The organism is Pseudoduganella buxea (assembly GCF_009720835.1).
Taxonomy (GTDB): Bacteria; Pseudomonadota; Gammaproteobacteria; order Burkholderiales; family Burkholderiaceae_D; genus Rugamonas; species Rugamonas buxea.
In genome coordinates this window covers 23,083-49,497 of record NZ_WNKZ01000042.1, presented here as the reverse complement: position 1 = coordinate 49,497, position 26,415 = coordinate 23,083, and the positions used below count along the sequence as shown (strand labels likewise).

Here is a 26,415-nt window from a genome sequence, read left to right as displayed (position 1 = left end):
CCCGCCCCGGGCCGGCCGGCAACTGCCAGTCGCGGATATCGCTTCTTGCCGGCGCCCGGGCCAGCGGCACGGCCGGCCACGAGGGTACCGGCGTGCCGGCATGGCTGTCCTGGGCCGGCGTGAGCACCACGGTGCGCCCGGCCGCATCGGTCAGGCGCAGCTGCATGCCGTCCTGGCCGAACACGTTATCGAGCACCATCTGCAGTTCTTCCGGCATGGCCAGCGGCATCGGCTGGCTGGCCAGCAGGTGACGGATCAGCACCACCTTGTTCAGCAGCGCGACGTCATCCCGTTCGGACATCTGCTGCCACAGGGCCTGGTACAGGTAGGCGCCGACGGCGACGAACACGGCTGCCGCGATGGCCGAGAACAGCAGCGCCAGGCGCAGCGCGATCGACGGGGGCCGCATCAGCTCTTGACGTCGACCGTGTAGCCGATGCCGCGTACCGTGTGCACCAGCTTGACGGAATACGGGTCGTCGAGCTTGGCGCGCAGGCGCCGGATCGCCACGTCGACGACATTGGTGTCCGAATCGAAGTTCATGTCCCACACCTGGGCCGCGATCAGCCGGCGCGACAGCACTTCGCCGCGCCGTTTTGCCAGCAGGTGCAGCAGTGCGAATTCCTTCGGTGTCAGGTCGATGCGCCCGTCCGCGCGCGTGACCTTGTGGCGCAGCACGTCGATCTCCAGGTCGGCCACGCGGATCAGCGCTTCCTCGCGCACGGGGCCGCGCCGCAGCAGGGTGCGGATGCGCGCCAGCAGTTCGGCAAAGGCGAAGGGCTTGACCAGGTAGTCGTCCGCGCCCAGCTCCAGCCCGCGCACGCGGTCGGGGATCTCGTCGCGCGCGGTCAGGAACAGCACCGGCGTGTCCTTGCGCTCGCGCAGCGTGCGCAGCACGGTCCAGCCGTCCATCGCCGGCAGCATCACGTCCAGCACGATCAGGTCGTAGTCGTGCGCCAGCGCCAGGCGCAGGCCCTCCGGTCCCGTGCGCGCCAGGGCCGTGTCGTAGCCCGCCTCCTGCAGCCCCTGCAGCAGGTGGGTGCCGGTCTTCGGTTCGTCTTCCACCACCAGTATGTGCATCGTGTTCTCCCGTCACCACAGCAGTGTGCACCATCCGACGCGGCGCCGGGATGACGAAATTGTCATCCGCGCCAGGCCCGCTACGGCTTTCGTTCGCTGCCCGGCAGGGCCCAGCGCAGGCCGCGCGTCATGATGATGGGCGCCACCGTCAGGTGGTCCTCGTCGGGAATGACGATGCTCGTCATCTCCAGGCCCGGGTAGTTGCGCGACTTCAGCGCGGCGGTGAAGGCGCGCAGGTCGCGCACCATATCGTCGTCCTTGTTGTAGCGCGGGCCATGCCGCACCGCCTCGTAACTGCCGACGGCGAAGAAGACGTTGGCGCGCAGGTCCTTGTGCGTGGCCGCGTAGGCCTTCTCCTGGTCGAACAGCACGCGCCGGTTGAACCACAGCGACGGGCTGCCCAGCACGTAGTTCTCGAACATGGACGGGTCGTTGAGCAGCATGTCCAGGCCCAGCAGCGAGCCGTAGGAGTGGCCGATGAAGGTCTTGCGGCCCATGTCGGCGCGGTAGTGCCTGGCCACGAAGGGGAACACTTCGCCGGCGATAAAGCGGCGGTAGGCGGCCGCCTCGCCGAACTTCGGTTCGCGGCCCGGCATGTCCGACACCAGCGTGGTATCGGCCGTGGCGGTGGGCGTGTAGTCGCGCCGGCGGCTGTATTCCGCCGTGTCGCCGCGGGCGTACGACAGGCCGACCAGGATGAATTCCTCGATGGCCTTGCCGCCGCGCCCGGCGCGCAGGCCGATGGCGCGGCAGACGGGGAAGGCATACGGCGCGTCGGTAACGAAGACGACGGGATAGCTGCGGCCGGACCTGGCGTACGACGGCGGCAGGCTGACATAGATCTGGTAGTCGCGCTGCAGGGCGGCCGCGCGGATGCTGCGCACCTCGGTTCCCTCCAGCACATACGGCGCGCCTTCCAGCGCGATGGTTCCGCCCTGCGCAAAGGCCAGCGCGGCGCTGCCGGCCAGGAGCACGGCCGCCGTCAGGCGCCGCATGGCGTGAGAAGTCATGGTCATCGATTCGGCGTGCAAAAAAGCTAATTATCGCCGAAACGCCGGGCCGCGACGGCGTGGCTACAGCATCAGCACCGCGTACAGCGCCTCGACCTCGTGCGCCGATTCACGCAGCACCTGGTCGAACGTGCCTTCGCCGATGGCGAAGTCGATCGTGCGCGCCGCCTGCGGCGTGGTAGCGCCGGGGCGCGTGTGCATGGGCGAGGGCACTGGTGCCAGGTCGTCCGCCAGCAGCAGGGTGTCGCCCAGGTTTTCCGGCGGCAGCGCGCGCATGCCGCCCCACATCGCGGCAATGGCCGCCATCACTGGTTCGGGCACCATCAGCCGGTCCAGCACGGCGTGGCCGATGTCGATTTCGCCGTGGCCGATCCATTCTTCCGGTTCGCCATCGAGGATGCCGGGAAATTCCGCCGCGCGCGACAGCAGGTAAAAGGCGCCCACCTCGTGCACGATGCCAGCGAACAGCGCCGTATCGGGATCGACATGGGTGACGCGGCGGGCGATCACCATCGCCAGCGCGGCCACGTGGGCCGTGTGCTGCCACAGCAGGTTGACTTTCGCCTGTAGTGCGGGATCGGCCTGGCGGCTGCCGATCTGGCGCACGATCACGGCCGCCACCAGCGACTGCAAGGTGCGCACGCCCAGGCGCTGGACGGCCGAGCGCACGCTGGAGATTTCCGTGCCGGAGCGGTTGTAGGCCACCGAATTGGCGATGGCCACGGTGCGCGCGGCCAGCAGGGGATCGGCCTGGATCAGGCGCGTGGCCAGGTCGGCGTGGCAGTCCGGGTCCTGCAAGGCTTGTTGCAGGCGGATCGACGCTTCGACATTGGCGGGAAATGCGAGTTCGCCGCGGCTCGCCTGAGCTGCGATGGTTTTGAGGGCGTCCAGTCTGTCCATCGAAAAATTATACCCAAATATTTCCGTATGGAATTATTTTGTGGCGATTTATTTCGCCGATGTTGTACGAACGCCCAGAGGGATTGCCGTGCCGGGCTTACTCCTGGCGGAAAATGGCGTCGCAGCCTTCCTGTGTGCCTTCCACTTCGCTCAGCTCGTCGACCAGTTCCAGGTCTTCCAGCTCTTCGACGGCATTGGTGAAGCTGTTGTGCTTGGTGGCGCCGATCAGGCGGTAGATGTCGCCGTCTTCGTTGCGCACACCGATCAGCAGCTTTTCCTTGCGCACTTCGTCGGTGGACGTGGTTTCCAGCAGCAGGTTGCCGGTGATTTGCTTGTCGAATTTGGCCGGCGTCACGCCGTCGATCAGGGTTGTTTTCAGCATTGGTCTTGTCGGTTGTCGTTGTTGGGTTGAGGTTCGGCGTTGAGGACGGACTTCAGGCCGCGGTCGCGCACATGCCGACCGACAGCTGCTCGAAGCCTTGCAGGCACGGCGCCAGCGGCCGGATACTTTTCAGATAGCGTTCCCCCATCCGCTGATTATAGCGCCGGGCGCCATTGCCGCCGACCGCGCAATCTCCAGTATCATAGGCAGCCGATGAAACCGGCCGCGCCCAATTTCCCGATTGCTCACCAATCCGATGCCCGTATTGTCCGTGTTGTCCTTCGCCGATGTCCTTCGCTGACCTGACCCGCCTGGCCCGGGAGCAGCCGCTGCGCGTGCTGCTGGTCGATGCCGGCGACACGGACAGCCTGTCCTGGTCCGGACTGGTCCAGCCGCTGCGCCTGGCCCAACGCCTGCTGGGCCAGGACTTCGTGCTCGACGTGCGCACCCTGGAGCAGGCCGCCAGCGCCCACGACGGCGACTGGCACGTGGCCCTGCTGGTGGCGGACGAGCACCTGCCGCGCCCCGCCGCGCCCATGCTGCGTGCCGTCATCGAGCGGTGCCGCCAGGCCGCCTACTGGGGCGGCGTCGGCGGCGCCGTGCTGTGGCTGGCCGATGCCGGCGTACTGGGCGGCATCCGCATTGCGCTGCCGTGGGCCCTGTATGCCGACACCGAGGAAATCACCGCGCGCGCCATCCTGACGCCGCACCTGTTCGAGATCGACGGCCGCCACCTGAGCTGCTGCGGCGGCGCGGCCAGCATCGATTTCGCGCTGACCCTGATCGAGGCCCTGTGCGGCGCCGGCGTGCAGGCGGCCGTCAAGGAAACCCTGTGCATCGACCGCGTGCGCAGCGCCGACGAACGCCAGCGCGTGGCCCTGCAGGCCCGCTTCGGCGCGTTGCAGCCGAAACTGTCCGAGGCCGTCACCCTGATGGAAGCCAATATCGAGGAGCCCCTGTCGACCGACGACATCGCCAACCTGGTCGGCCTGTCGCGCCGCCAGCTGGAACGCCTGTTCAAGCAATACCTGGGCAGCCTGCCGTCGCGCTACTACCTGGAGCTGCGCCTGCAGCGGGCCCGCCAATTGCTGTTGGAAACTAACCATTCCATCGTGCAAGTCGGCCTGATGTGCGGCTTCTCCAGCGGCTCGCATTTTTCCACCGCCTTCGGGACCCTGTTCGGCAACACCCCGCGCGAAGAGCGCCAGCGCAAGCTCGCCGCCGCGTAGTTGCCGAAAAAATGGGGACAGACCCCATTTTTCGGGAAACTATTGCCTCGATACAGGGGACTGTCCCCGGTTTTTTCGGTTTTTTTTGTTCCTGATGGAATTTGAAAAACCTTGTCGCAGATTCAAAAGAGTTTTAGCATCCCCGCTTTTACAATGCTGTACACCCGCAGCGGCTCTGCTGCGGCCGTACCTCTTAACTCGATGGGGATTGCCATGAACGCCAAGCTGGATACGACTGTTACCACCCGCCCTGTCACCAGGCAGACTTTTGACGAAGTGCTCGTGCCGACGTATGCACCCGCCGCGATGGTACCCGTGCGTGCTTCCGGCCTGGACCTGTGGGACCAGAGCGGCAAGCATTACCTGGACTTCACCTCCGGCATCGCCGTCGCCGCGCTGGGCCACTGCAATCCCGTCGTCGTCGAAGCCCTGACGCGCCAGGCCAATACGCTGTGGCACCTGGGTAACGGCTACACCAACGAACCCGTGCTGCGCCTGGCGCTGGCGCTGACGGAAGCAACCTTCGCCGACCGCGCCTTCTTCTGCAACTCCGGCGCGGAAGCGAACGAAGCGGCCTTCAAGCTCGCGCGCAAGCACGCGCACACCAAGTTCGGCCCGCACAAGTCGCGCATCGTCTCGTGCTTCAACTCCTTCCACGGCCGTACGCTGTTCACTGTTTCCGTCGGCGGCCAGTCGAAGTACACCGAGGGCTTCGAGCCGCTGCCACCGTCGATCGACCATATCCCGTACAACGACATCGAAGCGGCCCGCGCGGCCATCGGTGACGACGTCTGCGCCGTGGTGGTCGAGCCGGTGCAGGGCGAGGGCGGTGTCATGCCCGGCAATCCCGAATACCTGAAAGAGCTGCGCGCCCTGTGCGACAAGACCGGCGCCATCCTGATCTTCGACGAAGTCCAGTGCGGCATGGGCCGTACCGGCTCGCTGTTCGCCTACATGGGCTACGGCGTCACGCCGGACATCCTGACCTCGGCCAAGGCGCTGGGCAACGGCTACCCCGTCGCCGCCATGCTGACGACGGAAGAACTGGCGCAGACGCTGTCGGTCGGTACCCACGGCACCACCTACGGCGGCAACCCGCTGGCCGCCACCGTCGCGCTGACGGTGCTCGAGACGATCAACCAGCCGGCCTTCCTGGCGCGCGTCAAGGAAGCGAGCCTGTACCTGATCGACAAGCTCGAGGAAATCATCCGCGACTACCCGCAGGTGTTCACCGCCGTGCGCGGCGCCGGCCTGCTGCTGGGCATGGTCGTGGGCGAGGCGTTCAAGGGCCGCTCGAAGGACATCCAGCGCGCGGCCGAAGCCGAAGGCCTGATGGTGCTGATCGCCGGCCCCGACGTGCTGCGCCTGGCGCCGGCGCTGATCGTCACCGACGCCCAGATCGACGAGGCGGTGCGCCTGCTGCGCAAGGGCCTGGATACCCTGCTCGCGGCCAAGTAAGCCGCCGGGCTGCGGCCCTGCCTTCCCGTCGTCCGGCGCCGCAGCCAATGCCGCCGGGCGCGGTGGGCTTTTCCATTGAAATTGAGGAGTCGATATGTACGTCGTCCGACCGGTGGAAGCCGGCGATATTGCAGCCCTCGAAGCGCTGGCCGCGGTCACCATGCCGGGGGTGCATACCCTGCCCAAGACGCGCGACAAGATCGAGCAGGCCGTCGAACGCTCGCTCGCCTCGTTCGCCGCGCAGGTCGATATCCCCAGCGAAGAATCCTACCTGTTCGTGCTGGAATCGCTGGCCGAGCGCAAGATCGTCGGCACCGCCGCCATCTTCGCCTCGGCCGGTTCGAACGGCACCTACTTCTCCTTCCGTAACGACGTCATCCAGCAGGTCTCGCGCGACCTGAACATCAGCCACAGCGTGCACGCGCTGACCCTGTGCTCGGAACTGACGGCGTATTCGCAGCTGTCATCGTTCTACCTGGACGCCTCGGTGCCGGAAGGGCCCGCGCCGGCGCTGCTGTCGCGCTCACGCCTGCTGTTCGCCGTGCAGCAGCCGCAACGCTTCGGCGACCGCTTCTTCGTGCCGCTGGCCGGCGTCACCGACGAACACGGCGGCTCGCCGTTCTGGGACGCGCTGGGCCGCAAGTTCTTCAAGATGGACTTCCTCGATGCCGAGCGCACCATCGGCGGCGCCCGCAACCGCACCCTGATCGTCGAACTGATGCCGCACTACCCCGTGTACGTGCCGCTGCTGCCGGGCGACGCGCAGGCCGCCATGGGCCAGATCCATCCATCCGGCGAGCAGGCCTTCGACCTGCTGACGGAAGAGGGCTTCGAGGCCGACGAATACATCGACATCTTCGACGGCGGCCCGATCCTGCAGGCGCACAAGCACGCGCTGCGTACCTTCACCGGCTCGCAGACGCTGCGCGTGCGCACCAGCCTTGACGCCGCACCGGCCGAAGGCCCGTTGTACGACTACGCCATCGCCAACAACGCCGGGCCGGGTTTCCGCGCCGTCACCATCGCCAGCGCCGAGCTGGAAGGCTGTGAAGCGGTGGCCCTGAGCCCGGAAATCCAGGACATCCTGCGTGTCGCCGACGGCGACAGCGTGACCTGCGTGCGGCTTTGACCGCCCGACCGTACCGAAAGAATCGAGAACATCTATGCTAGTTGTCCGCGCCATCAACGAGAACGACCTGGATGCCCTGTACAGCATGGCCACGCAGGTCGGCACCGGCATGACCACCCTGAAGCCGGACATGCAGATGCTGGGCGACCGCCTGGCCACGGCCTGCGCCTCGTTCGCCGAAACGATCCCGCCGGAACAGCGCGACTACATGTTCGTGATGGAAGACACCAGCAACGGCCGCCTGGCCGGCGTGTGCGCCATCAAGGGCGCGGTGGGCCTGACGGAACCGTTCTATAACTACCGCATCGGCACCCTGGTGCACTCCAGCCGCGAACTGAACGTGTTCACCAAGATGGACACGCTGTACCTGTCGAACGACCTGACCGGTTCTTCCGAACTGTGCTCGCTGTTCCTGCATCCCGACTACCGCCAGGGCCACAACGGCAAGCTGCTGTCGAAGAGCCGCTTCCTGTTCATCGCCCAGTTCCCCCACCTGTTCACGCAGAAGATCATCGCCGAGATGCGCGGCTACCAGGCCGAGGACGGCAGCTCGCCGTTCTACGAGGGCCTGGGCCGCCACTTCTTCAAGATGGACTTCCACCACGTGGACGACCTGACGGCGCTGGGCAAGAAGTCCTTCATCGCCGAACTGATGCCGCGCCAGCCGCTGTACATCGACTACCTGCCCAAAGAGGCGCAGGACGTGGTGGGCGCCGTGCACAAGTCGACGGCGCCGGCGCGCCGCCTGCTGGAGCAGGAAGGCATGCACTATGAAGGCTATGTCGACATCTTCGACGCCGGCCCCGTGCTGCAGGCGCGCGTGTCGGAACTGCGCGCCATCCGCGACAGTGACCTGGCCGTCGTCTCGCCGGACACCGACATGACGCATGCCTGCGCGCCGGCGCATCCGGAACCGACCCTGGTATCGAACACGATTCTGAAGGACTTCCGCATGATCGTCACGCAGGCCACGCCCGTCAACGGCGCCATCGACCTGTCGACCCTGGACCAACAACTGCTGCGCTGCCATGCCGGCGATACCGTGCGCACGCTGCCACTCAATGTGAGGAAGAACAATGTCTGAACAAGCCCTGAGCAATTTCATCAACGGCCAATGGAAGGCCGGCAGCGGCGTCGAACTCGTCACGGTCAATCCCGCCACCGGCGCGCAGACGTGGGCCAGCCGCGAGGCCACCACCGCCGACGTGGCCGAAGCCTGCCAGGCCGCCCGCGATGCCTTCGAAGCCTGGGCCTTCCTGCCGTTGGAGCAGCGCATCGCCATCGTCACGAAGTTCCGCGACCTGCTGAAGGAAAACAACGAACAGCTGGCGCAGCTGATCGCCGAGGAAGTTGGCAAACCCATGTGGGAAGCCCGCACGGAAGTGACGACGATGGCCAACAAGGTCGATATCTCGATCCAGGCCTATGGCGCGCGCACCGGCGAGAACCACGCCAAGGTGGCGGACGGCGAAGCGGTGCTGCGCCATCGTCCGCACGGCGTGTTCGGCGTGTTCGGCCCGTACAACTTCCCCGGCCACCTGCCCAACGGCCATATCGTTCCGGCCCTGATCGCGGGGAACACGGTGGTGTTCAAGCCGAGCGAATACGCGCCGCGCACGGCCATCAAGACGGTCGAGCTGTGGGAACAGGCCGGGGTGCCCGCCGGTGTCGTCAACCTGGTCAACGGCGGGCGCGAGACGGGTGTCGCGCTGGGCCAGAACCAGGACATCGACGGCGTGCTGTTCACCGGCAGCAGCCAGACCGGCGCCGCGCTGCACCGTCAGTTCGGCGGCCAGCCGGGCAAGCTGCTGGCGCTGGAAATGGGCGGCAACAACCCGCTGGTGGTGTGGGACGTGCAGGACATCGACGCCGCCGTCTTCATGGCGATCCAGTCGGCCTTCATCTCCGCCGGCCAGCGCTGTACCTGCGCGCGCCGCATGGTGGTGCAGACGGGTGCTCAAGGTGATGCCTTCGTCCAGCGCCTGGTGCAGGTGGCCTCGCAGATCGTTGTCGGCGAGTCGCATGCCGAGCCGCAGCCCTTCATGGGCCCAGTGGTGTCCGCCGCCGTGGCCGACAAGCTGCTGCAGGCGCAGCGCGACATGGTCGCCAAGGGCGGCAAGCTGCTGCTGGAAATGCAGCAGCTGCAGCCCGGCACCGGTTTCGTCTCGGCCGGCATCGTCGACGTCACCGACGCACAAGGCATCCCGGACGAGGAATGGTTCGGCCCCCTGCTGCAGATCTACCGCGCCGACGATTTCGACGCGGCCCTGCGCATCGCCAACAACACCGAATTCGGCCTGGCCGCCGCGCTGCTGTCGAACGACGCGGCGCTGTGGCAGAGCTTCCAGGTGCGCGCCCGCGCCGGCATCGTCAACTGGAACCGCCCCACCACGGGCGCGGCCAGCTCGGCGCCGTTCGGCGGCGTCGGCAAGTCCGGCAACCACCGCCCCAGCGCCTATTACGCGGCCGACTACTGCGCCTACCCGGTCGCCTCGATCGAGAACCGCGCCCTTGAAATGCCGGCCAAGCTGTCGCCCGGCCTGACCTTCTAAGTGACTGCCATGAGCGCACGTGAATTCAACTTCGACGGCCTGGTCGGGCCGTCGCACAACTACGCCGGCCTCTCGTTCGGCAACGTGGCCTCGTTCAACAACGTCAAGAGCGCCTCGAATCCGAAGGAAGCGGCCCTGCAGGGCCTGGCCAAGATGCGGGCGCTGGCCGCGCGCGGCTTCGCCCAGGCCGTGCTGCCGCCGCAGGACCGGCCCAACTTCCGCCTGCTGCGCAGCCTGGGCTTTACGGGCAGCGATGCCGACGTGCTGGCCCGCGCATTCAAGGAATCCCCGGTGATCCTGGCGTGCGCCTACTCGGCCTCGCCCATGTGGACGGCCAATGCCGCCACCGTCAGCCCGTCGCGCGACACGGCGGACGGGCGCGTGCACTTCACGCCGGCGAACCTGAACAACAAGCTGCACCGCGCGCTGGAACACGTGCAGACGTCGCGCACCTTGCGCGCCATCTTCGGCGATGAACGTCACTTCGCCGTACACGACACCTTGCCGTCGACGCCGGCCTTCGGCGACGAGGGCGCGGCCAACCACACGCGCCTGGGCGCCCACCACGGCGCCGAGGCGGTCGAGCTGTTCGTCTACGGCCGTGTCGAATTCGACCCGCAGGCGCCGGCGCCGAAGCGCTTCCCGGCCCGCCAGACGCTGGAAGCGTCGCAGGCCGTGGCCCGCCTGCACGGCCTGGCCGACGCGCGCACCGTATTCGTGCAGCAGAATCCGGACGTGATCGACCAGGGCGTGTTCCACAACGACGTCATCGCGGTCGGCAATGCCGATGTGCTGTTCTATCACGAGCAGGCTTTCGCCGACGAGCAGGGCGCGCTGTTCCAGCTGCGCCAGGCCATGGCCGGCGTCGATGCCGAGCTGACCCCGATCCGCGTCGAGACAAGCATGGTGTCGGTGCAGGACGCCGTACACAGCTACCTGTTCAACAGCCAGCTGCTGTCCAAGGCGGACGGCAAGATGGCGCTGGTGATTCCCCAGGAATGCCAGGAAAACGCCGCCGTGGCGCGTTACCTGGAAGGCCTGGTCGCCAGCGGCGGCAAGGTCGACGAACTGATTCACTTCGACCTGCGCCAGAGCATGCGCAACGGCGGCGGGCCGGCCTGCCTGCGCCTGCGCGTGGCGCTCGACGAGCGCGAGGCGCAGGCGATGCACCAGGGCGTGGTGATGACGGAAGCGCTGTATCACACGCTGGTGGCCTGGGTCGAGAAGCACTACCGCGACCGCCTGGCGCCGCAGGACCTGGCCGACCCGTCGCTGGCCGTCGAGGTGCATGCCGCACTGGAGGAACTGTCGCGCATCCTCGGCCTGCCAGGGCTGTATGATCTGTAAGTTTGCAATTCTTTGACCCAACCCCAGATAGGGTCGAGCGATCCTCGGCCCGATCGGCACACGTCGCCCCCGGCCAGCCACAAGCCCAGGCCGCGCGAACAACAATTATTGGAGAAGATCGATGACCAAAATGCCACAAGACCTGCGTAAAGAGACGCTGGATCTCGTCAATGCCGGCAAGCCGGCCGATGGTAGCCAGGAGACGGGCCAGGCCCGGGCGCTGATCGCCGCCTGGCTCAAGTCGCTGGACGATGAAGACCTGGCCGACACCTCGCCCGACAGTCTCGCGCCGGTGCTTGTGGAAGGCTTCTCGCAGGCCGCGCAGCGCCGCGCCGGCGGCCCGCAGATCGCCACCTTGCGTTACGCGGACGGCCGTGGCGGCATGGCCACCGCGCTGCTGATCCTGAACGACGACATGCCTTACCTGGTCGATTCGATCGTCATGGCGCTGCGCAAGCAGAAAGTCGTCGCCAGCGGCGTGCTCAATGCCGTGCTGCCCGTCACGCGCGATGCCAACGGCACCGTGACCGCCGTCGGCGAAAGCGGCAGCAAGCTCGAATCGTACGTCCTGTGCCTGCTGTCGGAAGCGCTGGAGCACGCGCCCCTGCAGGAGCTGGTGGCCCGCATCGAAATGGTGGCGCGCGACGCCGCCGTCGTGAAACGCGACCTGGGCGCGATGAAGGACCGCTTCACCGCCGTCGCCACCGCCGCCGCCGCGCAGGGCGAGGAGGGCGCCGAAGCGGCAGCCTTCCTGCAATGGGCGCGCGACGAAGGCTTCGAAGTGCACGGCTATGCCTACTACCACGTCAAGCCGGGCGTGAAGGAACTGGAACGCGACCTGCCAAGCCGCATCGGCGTGCTGCAGGACACCGCCCACCCCGTCTATGGCACCTGCCTGGCCAATATCCCGGGCGACCTCGATACCTTGGCCAAGCGCGCCCACGTGCTGTCGATCGTCAAGGCCGACGTCGGCGGCACCCTGCACCGCGACCAGCAGCTGGACTTCATCGGCGTGCGCGCCACGGACGCCGCCGGCAACCTGCTGGGGGAACACTGCTTCATCGGCCTGTTCACCCGCGCCGCCAACCTGACGCCGCTGGCCCGCCTGCCGTTCGCGCGCGGCCGCATTGCGCAAGTGCTGAAGATCGCCAACCTGCGCCAGGAAGGCTTCCGCGCCGAGAAATTCATCGAGATCCTGGAATCGCTGCCGCGCACCGAAGCGCTGGAAGCGGACCCGGAGTGGCTGGCCGAAGTGTGCGGCTCGGTCGTGTCGCTGTACAAGCAGCCGCGCACCAAGGTGTTCGCGCGCCGCGACGTCTACTCGCGCCACCTGAATGTGCTGGTCTACCTGCCGCGCGAGCGCTACAGCGCCACCGTCGCCAATGCGCTGTCGCGCGCACTGCAGGAAAGCGCCGGCGCCACCAATGTCAGCTCGCAGACCCTGGTGGCCGACGGCCCCCTGGCCCGCCTGTACCTGATCGCCCACGCGGCCCGTTATCCGCTCGACCTGGAAAGCGATATCCAGCGCCCGCTGCTGTCGATCCTGGACGGCTGGCACGACAGCTTCTCCGAGCTGGCCGATGCCGTGCCGGACGAGCCGCTGCGCAACGACCTGCGCCGCCTGTGCTCGACCCTGCCGGTCGACTACGTCAGCGCCACGTCGCCGGCCGTCGCCTTCCATGACCTCGACACCATCCTGCGCAACGGCGCCGATGGCCGCGTTGCGGTGCGTGTCGAGATGGCCACGGAAACCGAGCCTTCCACCACCATCCGTATCTACTCGGTCGACAAGGTGCCGACCCTGTCGTCGATCCTGCCGGCCCTGCACAACGCGGGCGTACTGATCGACCGCGAGCGCTCGCATTCGATCCGCACGGCCGACGGCAAGCGTCATTACGTCACCAGCCTGACGGTGGACGCCGCCAGTGCCGCCAAGCTGGGCAAGGACGGTGTGGTCCAGGTGGCCGAACACCTGTTCGGTGCCCTGTTCAACGACGACGTCGAGGATGGCCGCCTGAACGGCCTGGTGGTCGAGGGCGGCCTGCACGCGCGCCAGGTGCAGCTGGTGCGCGCGTACATGAGCTACTGGCGCCAGACCGGTACCCAGTTCTCGGTGCGCTATATCGCCGAAAGCCTGCGCCGCCAGCCGTCCATGGTCAAGCAGATCGTCGACGCGTTCGAGCAGCGCTTCGATCCGAAACTGGACGACGGCCAGCATGCCTCGGCGCGTGACGCGCTGACGGGCCTGAAATCGCGCCTGGCCACGATCAACCACGCCGACACGGAAGTGATCCTGGCCGCGCTGATCGACCTGATGCTGGCGACGGTTCGCACCAATTACTTCCAGGATGCCGGCCAGGGCGACAAGATCATCTTCAAGATCGATACGAGCAACCTGGCACTGGTGCCGGAGCCGCGCCCGTACCGCGAGATCTACGTGTTCTCGCGCCGCTTCGAAGGCGTGCACCTGCGCGGCGGCCCGGTCGCCCGCGGCGGCCTGCGCTGGTCCGACCGGATGGAAGACTACCGCACCGAGGTGCTGGGCCTGGTGAAGGCGCAGATGGTGAAGAACGCCGTCATCGTGCCGGCCGGCGCCAAGGGTGGTTTCGTCTGCAAGCAGATGCCCGCCGGCGCGCCCCGTGAAGTCATCGCGGCCGAAGGCGAAGCCGTCTACCGCCTGTTCATCGCCAGCCTGCTGGAAGTGACGGACAACCGCGTGCTGGGCAAGATCGTGCCGCCGGCCGACACGGTCCGCTACGACAACGACGACCCCTACCTGGTGGTGGCCGCCGACAAGGGCACGGCAACCTTCTCCGACATCGCCAACAGCATCGCCGTCAAGCGCGGCTTCTGGCTGGGCGACGCCTTTGCCTCGGGCGGCTCGAACGGTTACGACCACAAGAAGCTGGGCATCACCGCCAAGGGCGCGTTCGAAGCCGTCAAGCGCCACTTCTACGAGATGGGCCACGACATGAACACGACGCCGTTTACCGTCGTCGGCGTGGGCGACATGTCGGGCGACGTGTTCGGCAACGGCGTGCTGCTGTCGCGCCAGATCAAGCTGCTGGCCGCGTTCGACCACCGCCATATCTTCCTGGACCCGAATCCCGATACCGCCACCTCGTTCGCCGAACGCCAGCGCATGTTCGCGCTGCCCCGCTCGTCGTGGGAAGACTACGACAAGGCGCTGATCTCGCAGGGTGGCGGCGTGTTCCCCCGCTCGGCCCGCAGCATCGAGCTGTCGCCGGAAATCCGCGCGGCCCTCGATATCGCCGAGACCAGCCTGTCGCCGGAAGAGCTGATGCACCGCATCCTGCTGGCTCCCGTCGACCTGTTCTACAACGGCGGCATCGGCACCTACATCAAGGCGTCGACCGAAACGCACGCCCAGGTCAAGGACCGCGCCAACGACCATATCCGCGTCAACGGCAATGAGCTGCGCTGCAAGGTCGTGGCCGAAGGCGGCAACCTGGGCGCGACCCAGGCCGGCCGCATCGAGTTCGCGCTGACGGGCGGACGCATCTTCACCGATGCGATCGACAACTCGGCCGGCGTGGATTGCTCCGACCATGAAGTGAACGCCAAGATCTGGCTGGACGTGGAAGTGAACGCCGGCCAGCTGACGGAAGAAGACCGCAACCGCGTGCTGAACGACATGACGGGCGATATCGAGCGCCTGGTCCTGCGCGACAACACGCAGCAGACGCACCTGCTGGTGCGCGAGCAGCAGGCCCAGTCCGAGGGCTGGGTGCAGGACGGCTATGCAGCGCTGATCGCCAGCCTGGAAGAAGAGGGCGCCCTGTCGCGCGAGCTGGAGCAGCTGCCGACGGTGGCCGAACTGGCACGCCGCAAGACCGACAACCGCGGCCTGACGACGCCGGAACTGGCCGTCGTCATCGCCAACGTAAAGAATCGCTACAAGCGTACCCTGTCGGCGCTGCCGCTGACGGAGGAAAGCTGGGCCGAATCCGTGTTGAAGCCGTACTTCCCGGACCTGCTGGTGGCGACCCGTCCTGCATTGGCGCACCCGCTGGCCAATGCCATCCTGGCCACCGTGCTGGCCAATGAAGTGGTCAACCGCTGCGGCCCGCTGATGCTGCGCCGCCTGGCGGCCGAGCACAACGTGCCGGAAACGGACGTGATCCTGGCGTGGGGCCAGGCCTGGTCCGCGCTGAACCTGGCGCCCGTGTTCGACACGCTCGACGCCGACGCGCTGAACGTGCCGCGCGACGTGTCGATCAAGGTCGATGCGCGCACCCGCGGCATGCTGCGCGCCGTGATGGAAGGCGTGCTGGCGGTGCCGAAGGAGCAGTTGCGCGGTGCCGAGGGCATGGCCGAACTGAAGCGCCTGTTCGCCGAACCGTCCATGCTGGCCAAGCTGATGCCGGCCGACGGCAAGTGGGAAGCGGAAGGCCAGCCGGCCCTGCGCACCGAGTTCGTCCAGGCGTGGAAGACGGTCGATGCGATCGAAAGCGTGGCGGCCTTCCTGTTCGCGGCACTGTCGGTCAAGCGTCCAACCGGCATGGACCTGCCGGGCTTCATCCACATCGGCATGACCTTGCGCAGCAAGGCCGGCATCGATGCGCTGGAGCGGGGCCTGAAGCTGCCGGCGACGAGCCGGTCGCAGGAACAGCTGCGCAGCTACGCCCAGCAAGCCCTGCGCCGCACGCAGCAACGCCTGCTGGCGCAAGTGCTGGCGGCGGCCGGTAACGGCGGCGACGCGGCGGTGGACGCCGTCGTCGGTTCGCTGAACCTGCCGACGTTCGCCGTGCCGACCGACCTGGAACAGGCGATGCTCGATGTCTGGACCCTGTCGGAAGCAGGTAACGCGCCGCTGGCAAAGGCAGCCTGAGATGGTGCAAGCTGCTGGAGCACTGCCCGAGGCAGTGCGCAGGCTGGCCGAAGCCGACTTCGATGACGTCGCCCGCAGTTTCACGGGCGCCGGCTTCGATGTCGCGCAACCGGCCGACGGCATCCTGACCATCCGCCGCAATGCCACGGTGCGTGGCGAGCGGCCGGCGGTTCTGGTGTCGGTGGGCGTGCACGGCGACGAGACGGGGCCGATCGAATTGACGGCCTACCTGCTCGATGCGCTGTCGCGCGAGCCGCAGGCGCTGGCCGTGGACCTGATGGTCTGCGTCGGCAATATCGGCGCGATCCGGGCCGGCAAGCGCTTCATCGATGCCGACCTGAATCGCATGTTTCGGGTCGAACGCGGCGCCCTGTCTGGCACCGCCGAAGCAGCAAGGGCCGACGCGATGGTCGCCGCCACGGCGGCCTTCTTCGACGGCACCGGGCCGCAGCGCTGGCACCTGGACCTGCACACGGCGATCCGGCCGTCGGTCTACCCCACCTTCGCCATCGTGCCGGACCTGATCGAAGCAGGCGCCCGCCGCGCCCTGGTCGACTGGCTGGGCGAGGCGGGCATCGGCGCCATCATCATGAATCCGGAATCGGTGGGCACCTACAGCTACTACAGCGCCGAGCACCACGGCGCGGCCGGCACGACGGTGGAACTGGGCCGCATCGGCACCCTGGGGCAGAACGACCTGTCGCAGTTCGCCGCCGCCTCGCACGCGCTGGACCGGCTGCTGCGCGGCATGCCGGCGCCAGGCACGGCGTCGCAACCGCATGTGTACAAGGTCGCGCGCAACATCATCAAGCTGTCGGACGCCTTCACGATGGCCTTCGGCAAGGACACGCAGAACTTCACGCCATTAAGGAAAGGCGACGAAATCGCCCGCGACGGCGACACCGTCTACACGGTGCAGCACGACGAAGAGCTGGTGGTCTTCCCCAATCCGGACGTCCGCATCGGCCTGCGCGCCGGCCTGATGATCACCCGCGCCGACTGATCCCCCGCCACCACTGCCCAGCTCGTGTCCATGTCGGGGTCTGACCCCACGGTGGACACGGTCTCTGCTGTAAGGTGGAGCAAAACGAAAGCCGCCCGAGGGCGGCTTTGTCGTTGGCGCGGGCGAACTTGGGTCAGACGGCGGACTGTTGCGCCAGCAGCGCCTGGGGCTGCTGGCGGGGCGGCTTGGCCTTCGACGGCGCCGCTTGCGTTTCGGCCGCGGCGGCCGTGGCAGACGATGCCCGCGCGGCCGTGGCCGGGACAGGCGACGAAACTGTGACGTACCCGGCCGGCAGCCCGGCAGCGATACCGGTATCGACAGCGACATCCACGCTCGCATCGACACCCGCGTCGACACCCGCGTCGGCGCTGCGTCCCGCAGCGGGCAACCAGCGCACGATTGCCACCGTGGCCACGACGCTGAACAGGATGACGGCGACGGCGGCGCCCGCCATCAGCGGGTGGAGGCGCGCGGAGGTGGTCGGGATCTTCTGGTGCAGCATCATGGGAAACTCCACGTCATGTTTGGTATTGGGGTAGTGCAAGATTAACGATTTGATTATCCGCAAGCTAGCATTTGGCTGTATCAAAAGTAAGCATCTGTAACGGGGTCCGGTAACTGGACAGGTGCCCGGTGCAAAACCTCGTTACACTCCTTCCTATCGAACAGGGAGGAAATATGAGCAGGTTGTTCTCGCCGTATGCGCTGGGGTCGGTCCAGCTGAAAAACCGCATCGCCATCGCACCGATGTGCCAGTATTCCGCCGTCGAAGGCCTCGCCACGGACTGGCACATGATCCACCTGGGCCACCTGGCCCTGTCGGGCGCGGCGCTGCTGATGCTGGAGGCGACGGCCGTGTCGCCGGAGGCACGCATCTCGCCGGCCGACCTGGGCCTGTGGTCGGACGGGCACCAGGGGGCGCTGGCGCCCGTCATCGCCGCCATCCGCAAGTATTCGCCCATCGTGCTGGCCGTGCAGCTGGCCCATGCGGGCCGCAAGGCGTCGTCGGCCGTGCCGTGGGAAGGCGGCGCCAATATCGCCCCGGGCCCGGTGGGCTGGCAGACAGTGGCGCCGTCGGCCGTACCCCATGCCGAAGGCGAGACGGTGCCGCTGGCGCTGGACGAGGCCGGCCTGCAAAAGGTGAAGGACGATTTCGTCGCCGCCGCGCGCCGCGTCCATGCGCTGGGCATCGAGGCCATCGAGCTGCATGCGGCGCACGGCTACCTGCTGCACCAGTTCCTGTCGCCGCTGGCGAACCGGCGTACCGACCGTTACGGCGGCTCGCTGGAAAACCGCATGCGCTTTCCCCTCGAAGTCTTCGACGCCGTGCGCGCGGCCGTGCCAGAGACGGTGGCGGTGGGCGTGCGCATCTCGGCCAGCGACTGGGTCGACGGCGGCTGGGACGTGGAACAGAGCATTGCCTTCGCCAATGCATTGAAGGAGCGTGGCACGCACTTTATGCACGTCTCCAGCGGCGGCATTTCGCCGCTGCAGAAGATTCCCGTCGGGCCCGGCTACCAGATCCAGTTCGCCGCGCGCATCCGCGAGGCGACCGGCCTGCCCACCATCGGGGTCGGCCTGATCACCGAGGCCGAACAGGCCGAGTCCATCATCCTGCAGGGCCAGGCCGACATGGTGGCGCTGGCGCGGGGCATCCTGTATGACCCGCGCTGGCCCTGGCATGCTGCGGCCAGGTTGGGCGCGCAGGTTGATGCACCGCCCCAGTATTGGCGTTCGCAGCCGCGCGAATACAAGGCGCTGTTCGGCGACACGCAGCTGGGCCAGCGTTAAAAAAGCTGCCATGAACGACCTCCGTCCGCCCGGTCACCAGGCGCCGCCGCAGGCGCGGCGCTACGACCTGCTGATCTTCGATTTCGACGGCACCCTGGCGGACAGCTTTCCCTTTTTCCTGCAGGTGTTCGACACGCTGGCCGACACGCACCGCTTCCGCCGGCTCGAGCGCGACCGCATCGACGAGCTGCGCGGCTTCGACCTGCCGCAACTGATGCGGCACCTGGGCATGCCGCGCTGGAAGCTGGTGCCCGTGGCGCTGCAGTTTCGCGCGCTGATGGCCCAGAGCATCGCCAGCATCCGCCTGTTCGACGGCATGCGCGAGCTGCTGCGCGCCCTGGCCGCGCGGGGTGTGCGCCTGGCCATCGTCTCGTCCAATTCGGAAGCGAACGTGCGCGCCGTGCTGGGCGAGGATGCGCGGCTGTTCTGCCACTTCGAATGCGGTGCCGCGCTGTTCGGCAAACGGCGCCGGCTGCGCCGCGTCGTGCAGGGCAGCGGCGTGCCCGACGAGCGCGTGCTGTGCCTGGGCGACGAGGTGCGCGACATCGCCGCCGCCCATGCCGAGGGCCTCGACTTCGGCGCCGTCGGCTGGGGTTATTCGAAGCCCGAGGCGCTGCTGGCGCATGGGCCGCGGCTGATGTTCGGCAGCGTGGCCGACCTGCAGGCAGGGCTGGTGTCGCGCGCGACCGACGGTTGCTAATTTTTCTCCACCACTTGTCATTCCAACCAAAAATTGAGTAGGGATGTGATCGGCTCTGGCCCTATAATCGTCAGGTTTTTTTACCGAAATCGCGATAGCAGGGCGGCGGCACAAGCGCCGCAACCGCCAACACCCGAAAAGGAATGCCTGTGAGCCAAACGCTGGTCCAGAAACTGACCCGTACCAAGCCCGTCGATGTCGCCGCCGAAGACGATCACCCCGCCCAAGCCGGCGGCCTGACGCGCTCGATCGGCCTGTTCCCCCTGACGATGATCGGCGTGGGCGCCACGATCGGCACCGGCATTTTCTTCACGATGGTCGAAGCGGTACCGAAGGCCGGTCCCGCCGTCATCCTGTCCTTCCTGATGGCCGCGCTGACGGCCGGCCTGACGGCGCTGTGCTACGCCGAGCTGTCGTTCCGCATCCCCGCGTCGGGCTCCTCGTATTCCTTCGCCTACGCCACGGTGGGCGAGTTCCTCGCCTTTATCATGGCGGCCTGCCTGCTGCTCGAATACGGGCTGGCGGCCAGCGCCACGGCGATCGGCTGGTCCGACTACCTGAATAACTTCCTCGGCAATGCCTTCAACTGGCATATACCGACAGCCTTGCGCTCACCGATGATCGTCTCGACCCAGGATGGCGTCGTGTTCAATATCGGGCACATGAACCTGCCGCCGCTGATCCTGGTGACCTTGTGCGGCCTGCTGCTGGTCAGGGGCACCAAGGAATCGGCCACGATGAACGCCGTGATGGTGCTGGTCAAACTGGCCATCCTCGTGTTCTTCGTCGCCATCGCACTGCAGGGCTTCGACATCAACAACTTCAAGCCCTTCTTCAAGCCGGAAAGCGCGGGCGGCCTGGCCGGCCATGCCGGCATGGCCGGCGTGACGGCCGCCGCGGGCACCGTGTTCTTCTCCTTCATCGGCCTCGACACGGTGGCGACGGCCGGCGAGGAAGTGCGCAACCCGAAGCGCAACGTCCCGCTGGGCATCCTGGCGGCGCTCGTCATCGTCACCGTGTTCTACCTGCTGGTGGCGGTGGCCGCCGTCGGCGCGCAACCGGCCCATATGTTCGAACACCAGGAGGCTGGCCTGGCCGTCATCCTGCAGAACGTCACGGGCAAGGCCTGGCCCGCGCTGGTGCTGTCGGCCGGCGCCGTCATTTCCGTGTTCTCCGTGACACTGGTGACGATCTACGGCCAGACCCGCATCCTGTACGCCATTTCGCGCGACGGCCTGATCTCGAAGGTGTTCCACAAGGTCGATGCACGCACCGCGTCGCCGGTCGCCAACACGATGATCGTCTGCGTGGTGGTGGGCCTGGTCGCCGGCTTCGTCGACGCCACCTTCCTGTGGGATATGGTCAGCATGGGCACGCTGACGGCCTTCATCGTCGTCTCGATCGCCGTGCCGGTCATGCGCCGCAAGGAACGCGCACTGGGCACGTACAAGAAGGGCGGTTTCCGCGTGCCATTCGGCCCCTACCTGATTCCCGGCCTGTCGGTGCTGGCCTGCCTGTACATCATGAAGGACCTGTCGCACACCACGCGCGTGATCTTCGCCATCTGGATGGCCGCTTCCGTGCTGACCTACTTCGCGTACGGGATGCGCCACTCGCGCCTGAACAAGGGCTGATATGCGCATCGCCGCCATCGCCCGCCACACCCTTCTTGCCACCGCCGTCTTCGGCGGGGCGCTGGCCCAGGGGGCCGAACCGGCGCCGCGGGAATACAAGGCCGTCGCCCTGTCCGGCAACGGCGAACGCATCGTCGCGCTGGAAAGCGCAGGCGGTCCGGGCGAGCAGAAGTCCCATGCCGTGGTGGTGGTGCGCGACGCCGCCACGGGCCGCATCCTGCACCAGTACGATCCGTGCAGCCACTGCAGCTACGACCGGCCCGGCTGGTCGCCGGACGGGCGCAGCGTGGCCTTTATCGGCAGCGAGCCAGGCAGCGCGGCGCTGTACGTGGCGACGGGCAGCCGCGCCCGGCCGCTGGCCACCGTCAAGGGCGTGGCCAACTCGGCGCGCTGGTCGCCGGACGGCAGCCAGGTGGCGCTGCTGGCCACTGTCGGCGCCTCGAAGGAAACCGGCGCCACGGCGGCCGGTGCCCGGCTGGTGGGCGAAATCGGTTCGCGCGACGATGCCCAGCGCATCGCCACCGTGGCCGTGGCTGGCGGGCGCCTGAAGCTGCTCTCGCCCGAGGACACCTTCATCTACGAATACGACTGGGCTCCGGACGGCAAAGGCTTCGTGGCCACCGGCGCCAAGGGCAACGGCGACAACAACTGGTGGGTGGCCAAGCTGGCCCACGTCGATGCGGCATCGGGCGCACTGCGTGTGATCGCTTCGCCGTCGACGCAGCTGAACATGCCGCGCGTGTCGCCGGACGGGGCCACGGTGGTGTACATCGGCGGCCTGATGAGCGATTTCGGCGCCATTGGCGGCGACCTGTACACGGTGCCGCTGGCGGGAGGCGAGCCGAAGAACCTGACCCCAGGCTTCAAGGGCTCGTTCAACGGCGTGGCCTGGAAGGCGGGCGGCATCGTCGCCACCGCGCTGATGGATGACCAGTTGGCGGCGCTGACGGTCGACGCGGCCAGCGGCGCGACGAACAGGCTGTGGTCCGCCGCCGTCACGGCCAACGGCTCGGACGGGCGCTTGTCCTTCAGCGCCGACGGTGCGATGGCGGCCGGCGCCGTCGAGGACTTCACGCAGGCGCCACGTCTGGTAGCCGGGCGCCTGCCGCAAATGACGCCCATCACGCGCGACAACGACGCGCTGGGTGCCCAGGTCGCCGTGCAGAACGTCGGCTGGACCAACGAAGGCTTCACCATGCAGGGCTGGCTGGTGGGGCCGCGCCAGCCGGTGGCCGGCAAACGGTATCCGATGATCGTGCAGGTGCACGGCGGGCCGGCATCGGCCGTCACGCCGCGCTATATCGCCGCAGGCGATACGGGCAACCCGCTGGTGCGTGACCTGGTGGAAGCGGGCTACTTCGTCTTCATGCCGAATCCGCGCGGCAGCTTCGGCCAGGGCCAGGCGTTCACCCGGGCCAACCGACGCGATTTCGGCGGCGGCGACCTGCGCGACATCCTGGCCGGCGTGGACGCAGCCGCGAAAGCGGCGCCGGTCGATCCGCAGCGTCTCGGCCTGATGGGCCATTCGTACGGCGGCTTCATGACGATGTGGGGCGTCACGCACAGCCAGCGCTTCAAGGCCGCGGTGGCTGGCGCCGGCATCGCCAACTGGATCAGCTACTACGGCCAGAACGGCATCGACCAGTGGATGGTGCCCTTCTTCGGCGCCACCATGTACGATGACCCCGCCATCTACCGCCAGCTGTCGCCGCTCGAATCGGTCAAGGTGGCGAAGACGCCCACCTTCATCTACGTGGGCGAGCGCGATGTCGAGACGCCGGCGGCCCAGTCGATGGAGTTCTGGCACGCGCTCAAGGCCCTGAACGTGCCGACCTCTCTGGTGATCTATGAAGACGAAGGCCACGGTATCCGCAAGAGTGCGCACCAGGTGGACCTGCGGCGGCGCACGGTGGCGTGGTTCAACCGCTATCTGTAGCACCACTGAGGGTAGAGAGCCCGTAATGACAAAGAGCCGGCAATGCCGGCTCTTTTCATTGGCGCGGTCCGTTACGGATCGCGGTTGCGAGCTTAGTCGCGGTTGGCGAGGCTGCGCAGTTCGGCGGCCTGGTTCGGCGAGAACTCGTCGAACTGGCGGGCAAAGTGCAGCAGGCCGGCGCGGTCATGCACGCTCGGCTGCGAGGCGCTGCCGTGCGAGGCGGCGGCGGTGGCCGGTGCCGCGGCGACCAGGGCACGCAGGAAATTCATGGCGGCGCGGCCGACGTTGTCGAGATAGCCGCCCGTGGCTTGGGTGGTGATGATAGCGGTGGACATGGCAGACTCCTTTTGACCGGTTGATCGTTTTGACCTTTGATGCAGTGCAGTATAGGTCTGGCCGAGACATAAATAAACTTTTGATTTGTGATGTTCGGCATTCACAAAAAGTATATGTCCGCCGATCTTATTGAATTTCCCACAGGAAATTCGTATATCTGTTCATGCGTCATTCATATATCTGGGCACCGTTGCAGCGGCGCCAGTGTGGCCTCTTTGCGCTTGACTTCGCCACCTGCCGGCGTAGAGTCGGAGAGCGCAGCAGATCCTTCACCTTTGCAAGGAGTCGATATGAGCATTGTCCGCCGTCTGGCGAGCAGTTTTCTGTGGGTGGGGTGCCTGGCCGGGCCGGCGTCGGCGACGGCGAACCTGGGGGGCATCGTCACGGCCTTGTCGGGGTCCGGCCAGTGCAGCGACACGCACAGCGTGCCGGGAACGACGGCGCAGGACAGCTTCGCTCTCAGTGCCGCCACCGCCTGCGCAGGCGGCAGTGCCGGCGGCGCGGTGCACGCCGATGCGGCTACCGGCACGGGCGGCCTGTCCGGCCATGCCACCGGCAGCTCGGCCATCGCCGGCAGCAGCCAGGTCGCGGCGCAGCTGCAATACATGGACCAGTGGCGGATCGACGTCCCCGCCGGCACCGCCATCGGCAAGATCGGCATTCCGGTCGTGCTGACCATCGAAGGCTTTGTCGCGCCCGGTTCCGTCAGCGGCTTCAATCGTTACTTCGACTATGCGCTGGCGGTGCGCGACCTGTATTCGGCACCGATTCCCGACCCGCCTTTCCATGCCATGTTCGGCACTTACGGCAGCGTCACCGCCACCGGCACGTTCCGGGAAACCGTCACGGGCTTCGTCAACTTCAATTATTACGGTCCGGGTGCCGCGCTGCCCACCATGGCCGAGGTGACGATGACGTTGGGGATGCCGGGCCTGCAGGAAGGCCTGGTCGACTTCGGTCACACCGCGTCCATCGCGCTGGTGCTGCCGCCCGGGTATGCGGCCTACACGTCGTCCGGACTGCTGCTGGACTTCGCGCCGCCCGTGCCGGAACCGGGCAGCCTGGCCATGCTGCTGGCCGGCGCGGGCGTCGTGGCCCTGGCGGCCCGGCGCAGGCGCCTGCTCATTCGTGCTGCGAACTGAGGGCGCGCCACGCTAAGATGGCGGCATCGATCACGCTTCGGGAGCCGTCATGCTGGACCAGGACATCACCGCCCGGCTGTTGCCGTGGTCAGACCTCGTCGCCGCCCTGGGCACGGCCGTGATGGAGCTTGCCGCCGGCCATATCCACTGCCCGCCCCGACAGGTTGGCGTGCTGCAGCGCGAGGGCGTGCTGCTGTCGATGCTGGCCACGGCGCCCGACCTGGCCATCCACAAGCTCATCGCCGTCGTGCCGGACAATCCGGCGCGGGGCCTGCCGACGATTGCCGGCCAGGTCAGCGTCATCGACGGCGGGACCGGTGCCGTGCGGGTCGTGCTCGACGGCGCCACCGTCACGGCACGCCGGACCGCCGCGCTGTCCATGCTGGGCATCGCCACCTTGCTGGGCCGCGCGCCCCGCCATGTGCTGCTGGCCGGCACCGGCACGCAGGCCCGGCACCACGCGCTGGCGCTGGCCGAGCTGTACCCGCAGGCGCTGCTGGGCGTGGCCGGCCGCTCGGCCGAAGCGGCGGTGCGCTTCTGCGCGGACCTGGACGGCATCGATGCGCGGCCGGCGCTGCTGGCCAAGCCCGAGCCGGACGTGGATGTCGTCATCACGTGCACCACCAGCCGCGAGCCCGTGTACCTCGACGCGGCGCGGGCGGGCCGGCTGGTGATCGCCGTCGGCGTGTTCAAGCCGGACCAGGCCGAAATCGGCCCGGACACGGTACGCGCCAGCCGGATCTATGTCGACGACGCCGCCGGTGCAAGCCACGAGGCGGGAGACCTGATCCGCGCCGGCGTCGACCCTGCCAAGGTGCATGCGCTGGCCGCGGCCATCGGGCGCCTGCCGCAGGCGGACCGGGAAGCGGTGCTGTTCAAGACGGTTGGCTGCGCCGCCTGGGACCTGGCGGCCGCGCGCGTGGCGCTGGCGACGATGGCGGCCGAAGGCTTCATGGACGCCTGAACAGGCGCCCGCCGAACATCACGCAGCCCAGCGCCGCCACGATCAGCGCGATGCCGGACCATTGCCAGGCCGTGATCGATTCGCCCAGCACCACCATGCCCGACGTAATGCCGACCACCGGCACGCCCAGGCTGAACGGGGCCACGCGGTTGGCCGGGTAGCGCTTCAGCAGCGACGTCCACAAGCCGTAGCCGACGATGGTGGCCATCCAGCCCAGGTAGGCCAGCGCCAGCCACATGCTCCACGGCGCGTCCACCCATGCCCAGCGCGTGGCGGGCGGATCGAAGGCGAGCGACAGGGCGATGAAGGGCAGGATCGGCGTCAGGCTGCTCCACACCAGGAAGGCCAGCGGATCGAAGCCGGGCGCGGCCTTCTGTGCGAGCCGCACGACGATATTCGACGCGGCCCACATGGCGGCGCCGGCCAGCACGAGGAGGAAGCCCGCCACCGTGGTTTCCGTGGCCAGCGCGGCCGCGCCGACATAGTTCATGCCGAAGCAGACCAGGCCCAGCGCGGCCAGGAACAGCCCCGCCAGCAACTGGCGGCTGGGCCGTTCGTTCAACAGCACGAAGCCATACACGGCGGTAAAGAAGATCTGCGTCTGCAGCAGCACGGAAGCGAGCGAGGCGGACATGCCGACCTTCAGCGACAGGAACACGAAGCCGAACTGGCCGACGCCCTGGAACAGGCCGTACATCAGTATCCAGCGGACCGGCAGCGCGGGCGGGCGCAGGAACAGCACCAGCGGCAGCACGGCGAAGACATAGCGCCCCGCACCCAGCTGGAACGGCGTCAACTGGCGCAGGCCGTATTTCATCGCGACGAAATTGGTGCCCCAGATGACGACGACGGCCAGCGCGGCCAGCAGGTCGCGGCCCGTCAGCGCCACATGGGCGCTCCCTGAATTGCTCATGGTGATACCGGATTCCTTTCGCGCGGCGAGGAGTCACCGACGAAACGATTCTACGCG

Annotated in this window: 21 protein-coding genes and 1 pseudogene; 14 read left to right on the top strand and 8 right to left on the bottom strand. The window is 67.5% G+C overall.

Features of this window, described 5'->3' with window-relative positions; translation table 11 throughout:
* From GM672_RS15370 to GM672_RS15350, 5 genes and pseudogenes are all read right to left on the bottom strand, one after another.
* A pseudogene (locus GM672_RS15370) lies at nucleotides 1-409 on the bottom strand (heavy metal sensor histidine kinase); the annotation flags it as partial.
* Entirely contained in the window at nucleotides 409-1,080 is a 672-nt protein-coding gene (locus GM672_RS15365; protein ID WP_155471412.1) for a heavy metal response regulator transcription factor, read from the bottom strand. The pseudogene GM672_RS15370 and the gene GM672_RS15365, both read right to left, overlap by 1 nt.
* 80 nt (nucleotides 1,081-1,160) lie before the next feature.
* The gene (locus tag GM672_RS15360; RefSeq protein ID WP_229417751.1) at nucleotides 1,161-2,096 is read right to left on the bottom strand and encodes an alpha/beta hydrolase; all 936 of its coding nucleotides are present in this window, start codon (nucleotides 2,094-2,096) and stop codon (nucleotides 1,161-1,163) included.
* Between the two features lie 57 nt (nucleotides 2,097-2,153).
* Nucleotides 2,154-2,990, bottom strand: a complete 837-nt coding sequence (locus tag GM672_RS15355; RefSeq protein ID WP_155471411.1) for an HDOD domain-containing protein — start codon at nucleotides 2,988-2,990, stop codon at nucleotides 2,154-2,156.
* 97 nt (nucleotides 2,991-3,087) lie between these two features.
* Nucleotides 3,088-3,372: a hypothetical protein gene (locus GM672_RS15350; RefSeq protein ID WP_308807443.1), complete on the bottom strand. Its 285-nt coding sequence runs from the start codon at nucleotides 3,370-3,372 to the stop codon at nucleotides 3,088-3,090.
* A 287-nt stretch (nucleotides 3,373-3,659) separates the two neighbouring features.
* Here GM672_RS15350 and GM672_RS15345 point away from each other — a divergent pair, with 287 nt between their 5' ends.
* The 8 genes from GM672_RS15345 (at nucleotide 3,660) to GM672_RS15310 (ending at nucleotide 16,942) form a co-directional block, all read left to right on the top strand.
* The gene (locus tag GM672_RS15345) at nucleotides 3,660-4,601 is read left to right on the top strand and encodes a GlxA family transcriptional regulator (RefSeq protein WP_155471410.1); all 942 of its coding nucleotides are present in this window, start codon (nucleotides 3,660-3,662) and stop codon (nucleotides 4,599-4,601) included.
* Nucleotides 4,602-4,814: 213 nt separating this feature from the next.
* Nucleotides 4,815-6,059, top strand: a complete 1,245-nt coding sequence (gene astC / locus GM672_RS15340; protein WP_155471409.1) for an acetylornithine/succinylornithine family transaminase — start codon at nucleotides 4,815-4,817, stop codon at nucleotides 6,057-6,059.
* A 94-nt stretch (nucleotides 6,060-6,153) separates the two neighbouring features.
* Complete coding sequence (locus tag GM672_RS15335; protein WP_155471408.1) at nucleotides 6,154-7,188, top strand: arginine N-succinyltransferase; 1,035 nt, start codon at nucleotides 6,154-6,156, stop codon at nucleotides 7,186-7,188.
* A gap of 34 nt (nucleotides 7,189-7,222) precedes the next feature.
* Nucleotides 7,223-8,272 carry an arginine N-succinyltransferase gene (gene astA, locus GM672_RS15330; RefSeq protein WP_155471407.1) on the top strand — a complete coding sequence of 350 codons (1,050 nt, stop codon included), beginning with the start codon at nucleotides 7,223-7,225 and terminating at the stop codon, nucleotides 8,270-8,272.
* Nucleotides 8,265-9,740 carry a succinylglutamate-semialdehyde dehydrogenase gene (gene astD / locus GM672_RS15325; RefSeq protein ID WP_155471406.1) on the top strand — a complete coding sequence of 492 codons (1,476 nt, stop codon included), beginning with the start codon at nucleotides 8,265-8,267 and terminating at the stop codon, nucleotides 9,738-9,740. Before astA ends, astD begins: the two co-directional genes overlap by 8 nt.
* Before the next feature lie 9 nt (nucleotides 9,741-9,749).
* Nucleotides 9,750-11,087: an N-succinylarginine dihydrolase gene (astB, locus tag GM672_RS15320; RefSeq protein ID WP_155471405.1), complete on the top strand. Its 1,338-nt coding sequence runs from the start codon at nucleotides 9,750-9,752 to the stop codon at nucleotides 11,085-11,087.
* Nucleotides 11,088-11,208: 121 nt separating this feature from the next.
* Entirely contained in the window at nucleotides 11,209-15,939 is a 4,731-nt protein-coding gene (locus tag GM672_RS15315; protein ID WP_155471404.1) for an NAD-glutamate dehydrogenase domain-containing protein, read from the top strand.
* A gap of 1 nt (nucleotide 15,940) precedes the next feature.
* On the top strand, nucleotides 15,941-16,942 hold the full coding sequence (locus tag GM672_RS15310) for a succinylglutamate desuccinylase (RefSeq protein ID WP_155471403.1): 1,002 nt from the start codon (nucleotides 15,941-15,943) through the stop codon (nucleotides 16,940-16,942).
* Between the two features lie 133 nt (nucleotides 16,943-17,075).
* On the opposite strand, the gene GM672_RS15305 is transcribed toward GM672_RS15310, so the two are convergent.
* Nucleotides 17,076-17,447 (bottom strand): hypothetical protein, encoded by a 372-nt coding sequence (locus GM672_RS15305; RefSeq protein ID WP_155471402.1) that lies wholly within the window; start codon nucleotides 17,445-17,447, stop codon nucleotides 17,076-17,078.
* Nucleotides 17,448-17,620: 173 nt separating this feature from the next.
* On the opposite strand from GM672_RS15305, the gene GM672_RS15300 reads away from it, so the two are divergent.
* The 4 genes from GM672_RS15300 (at nucleotide 17,621) to GM672_RS15285 (ending at nucleotide 23,003) form a co-directional block, all read left to right on the top strand.
* The gene (locus GM672_RS15300; protein ID WP_155471401.1) at nucleotides 17,621-18,733 is read left to right on the top strand and encodes an NADH:flavin oxidoreductase/NADH oxidase; all 1,113 of its coding nucleotides are present in this window, start codon (nucleotides 17,621-17,623) and stop codon (nucleotides 18,731-18,733) included.
* Between the two features lie 10 nt (nucleotides 18,734-18,743).
* Complete coding sequence (locus GM672_RS15295) at nucleotides 18,744-19,433, top strand: HAD hydrolase-like protein (RefSeq protein ID WP_155471400.1); 690 nt, start codon at nucleotides 18,744-18,746, stop codon at nucleotides 19,431-19,433.
* 149 nt (nucleotides 19,434-19,582) lie between these two features.
* Nucleotides 19,583-21,067 (top strand): APC family permease, encoded by a 1,485-nt coding sequence (locus tag GM672_RS15290; RefSeq protein ID WP_170300082.1) that lies wholly within the window; start codon nucleotides 19,583-19,585, stop codon nucleotides 21,065-21,067.
* Between the two features lies 1 nt (nucleotide 21,068).
* Nucleotides 21,069-23,003, top strand: a complete 1,935-nt coding sequence (locus GM672_RS15285; protein ID WP_155471398.1) for a S9 family peptidase — start codon at nucleotides 21,069-21,071, stop codon at nucleotides 23,001-23,003.
* A 92-nt stretch (nucleotides 23,004-23,095) separates the two neighbouring features.
* Here the strand turns inward: GM672_RS15285 and GM672_RS15280 are convergent, their stop codons facing one another.
* A complete protein-coding gene (locus tag GM672_RS15280; protein WP_155471397.1) occupies nucleotides 23,096-23,338 on the bottom strand; it encodes a hypothetical protein in 243 nt (80 codons plus the stop codon).
* Nucleotides 23,339-23,629: 291 nt separating this feature from the next.
* On the opposite strand from GM672_RS15280, the gene GM672_RS28940 reads away from it, so the two are divergent.
* Both GM672_RS28940 and GM672_RS15270 read left to right on the top strand, forming a co-directional pair.
* Nucleotides 23,630-24,481 carry a PEP-CTERM sorting domain-containing protein gene (locus GM672_RS28940; RefSeq protein WP_211517372.1) on the top strand — a complete coding sequence of 284 codons (852 nt, stop codon included), beginning with the start codon at nucleotides 23,630-23,632 and terminating at the stop codon, nucleotides 24,479-24,481.
* 49 nt (nucleotides 24,482-24,530) lie between these two features.
* Nucleotides 24,531-25,445 (top strand): delta(1)-pyrroline-2-carboxylate reductase family protein, encoded by a 915-nt coding sequence (locus GM672_RS15270; protein ID WP_155471396.1) that lies wholly within the window; start codon nucleotides 24,531-24,533, stop codon nucleotides 25,443-25,445.
* Here the strand turns inward: GM672_RS15270 and GM672_RS15265 are convergent.
* Entirely contained in the window at nucleotides 25,432-26,358 is a 927-nt protein-coding gene (locus GM672_RS15265) for an EamA family transporter (RefSeq protein ID WP_155471395.1), read from the bottom strand. The two genes, GM672_RS15270 and GM672_RS15265, sit on opposite strands and share 14 nt — an antisense overlap.
* Between the last annotated feature and the right edge of the window lie 57 nt (nucleotides 26,359-26,415).

What these genes read in the sequence shown, in the direction of transcription:
- astB (WP_155471405.1), top strand. Translation starts at nt 9,750, where the DNA reads ATGAGCGCACGTGAATTCAACTTCGACGGCCTGGTCGGGCCGTCGCAC.
- GM672_RS15365 (WP_155471412.1), bottom strand. Translation starts at nt 1,080, where the DNA reads ATGCACATACTGGTGGTGGAAGACGAACCGAAGACCGGCACCCACCTG.
- GM672_RS28940 (WP_211517372.1), top strand. Translation starts at nt 23,630, where the DNA reads ATGAGCATTGTCCGCCGTCTGGCGAGCAGTTTTCTGTGGGTGGGGTGC.
- GM672_RS15355 (WP_155471411.1), bottom strand. Translation starts at nt 2,990, where the DNA reads ATGGACAGACTGGACGCCCTCAAAACCATCGCAGCTCAGGCGAGCCGC.
- GM672_RS15350 (WP_308807443.1), bottom strand. Translation starts at nt 3,372, where the DNA reads ATGCTGAAAACAACCCTGATCGACGGCGTGACGCCGGCCAAATTCGAC.
- astD (WP_155471406.1), top strand. Translation starts at nt 8,265, where the DNA reads ATGTCTGAACAAGCCCTGAGCAATTTCATCAACGGCCAATGGAAGGCC.
- GM672_RS15305 (WP_155471402.1), bottom strand. Translation starts at nt 17,447, where the DNA reads ATGATGCTGCACCAGAAGATCCCGACCACCTCCGCGCGCCTCCACCCG.
- GM672_RS15295 (WP_155471400.1), top strand. Translation starts at nt 18,744, where the DNA reads ATGAACGACCTCCGTCCGCCCGGTCACCAGGCGCCGCCGCAGGCGCGG.
- GM672_RS15265 (WP_155471395.1), bottom strand. Translation starts at nt 26,358, where the DNA reads ATGAGCAATTCAGGGAGCGCCCATGTGGCGCTGACGGGCCGCGACCTG.
- GM672_RS15280 (WP_155471397.1), bottom strand. Translation starts at nt 23,338, where the DNA reads ATGTCCACCGCTATCATCACCACCCAAGCCACGGGCGGCTATCTCGAC.
- GM672_RS15315 (WP_155471404.1), top strand. Translation starts at nt 11,209, where the DNA reads ATGACCAAAATGCCACAAGACCTGCGTAAAGAGACGCTGGATCTCGTC.
- GM672_RS15335 (WP_155471408.1), top strand. Translation starts at nt 6,154, where the DNA reads ATGTACGTCGTCCGACCGGTGGAAGCCGGCGATATTGCAGCCCTCGAA.
- GM672_RS15285 (WP_155471398.1), top strand. Translation starts at nt 21,069, where the DNA reads ATGCGCATCGCCGCCATCGCCCGCCACACCCTTCTTGCCACCGCCGTC.
- astA (WP_155471407.1), top strand. Translation starts at nt 7,223, where the DNA reads ATGCTAGTTGTCCGCGCCATCAACGAGAACGACCTGGATGCCCTGTAC.
- GM672_RS15300 (WP_155471401.1), top strand. Translation starts at nt 17,621, where the DNA reads ATGAGCAGGTTGTTCTCGCCGTATGCGCTGGGGTCGGTCCAGCTGAAA.
- GM672_RS15270 (WP_155471396.1), top strand. Translation starts at nt 24,531, where the DNA reads ATGCTGGACCAGGACATCACCGCCCGGCTGTTGCCGTGGTCAGACCTC.
- GM672_RS15310 (WP_155471403.1), top strand. Translation starts at nt 15,941, where the DNA reads ATGGTGCAAGCTGCTGGAGCACTGCCCGAGGCAGTGCGCAGGCTGGCC.
- astC (WP_155471409.1), top strand. Translation starts at nt 4,815, where the DNA reads ATGAACGCCAAGCTGGATACGACTGTTACCACCCGCCCTGTCACCAGG.
- GM672_RS15360 (WP_229417751.1), bottom strand. Translation starts at nt 2,096, where the DNA reads ATGACCATGACTTCTCACGCCATGCGGCGCCTGACGGCGGCCGTGCTC.
- GM672_RS15345 (WP_155471410.1), top strand. Translation starts at nt 3,660, where the DNA reads ATGTCCTTCGCTGACCTGACCCGCCTGGCCCGGGAGCAGCCGCTGCGC.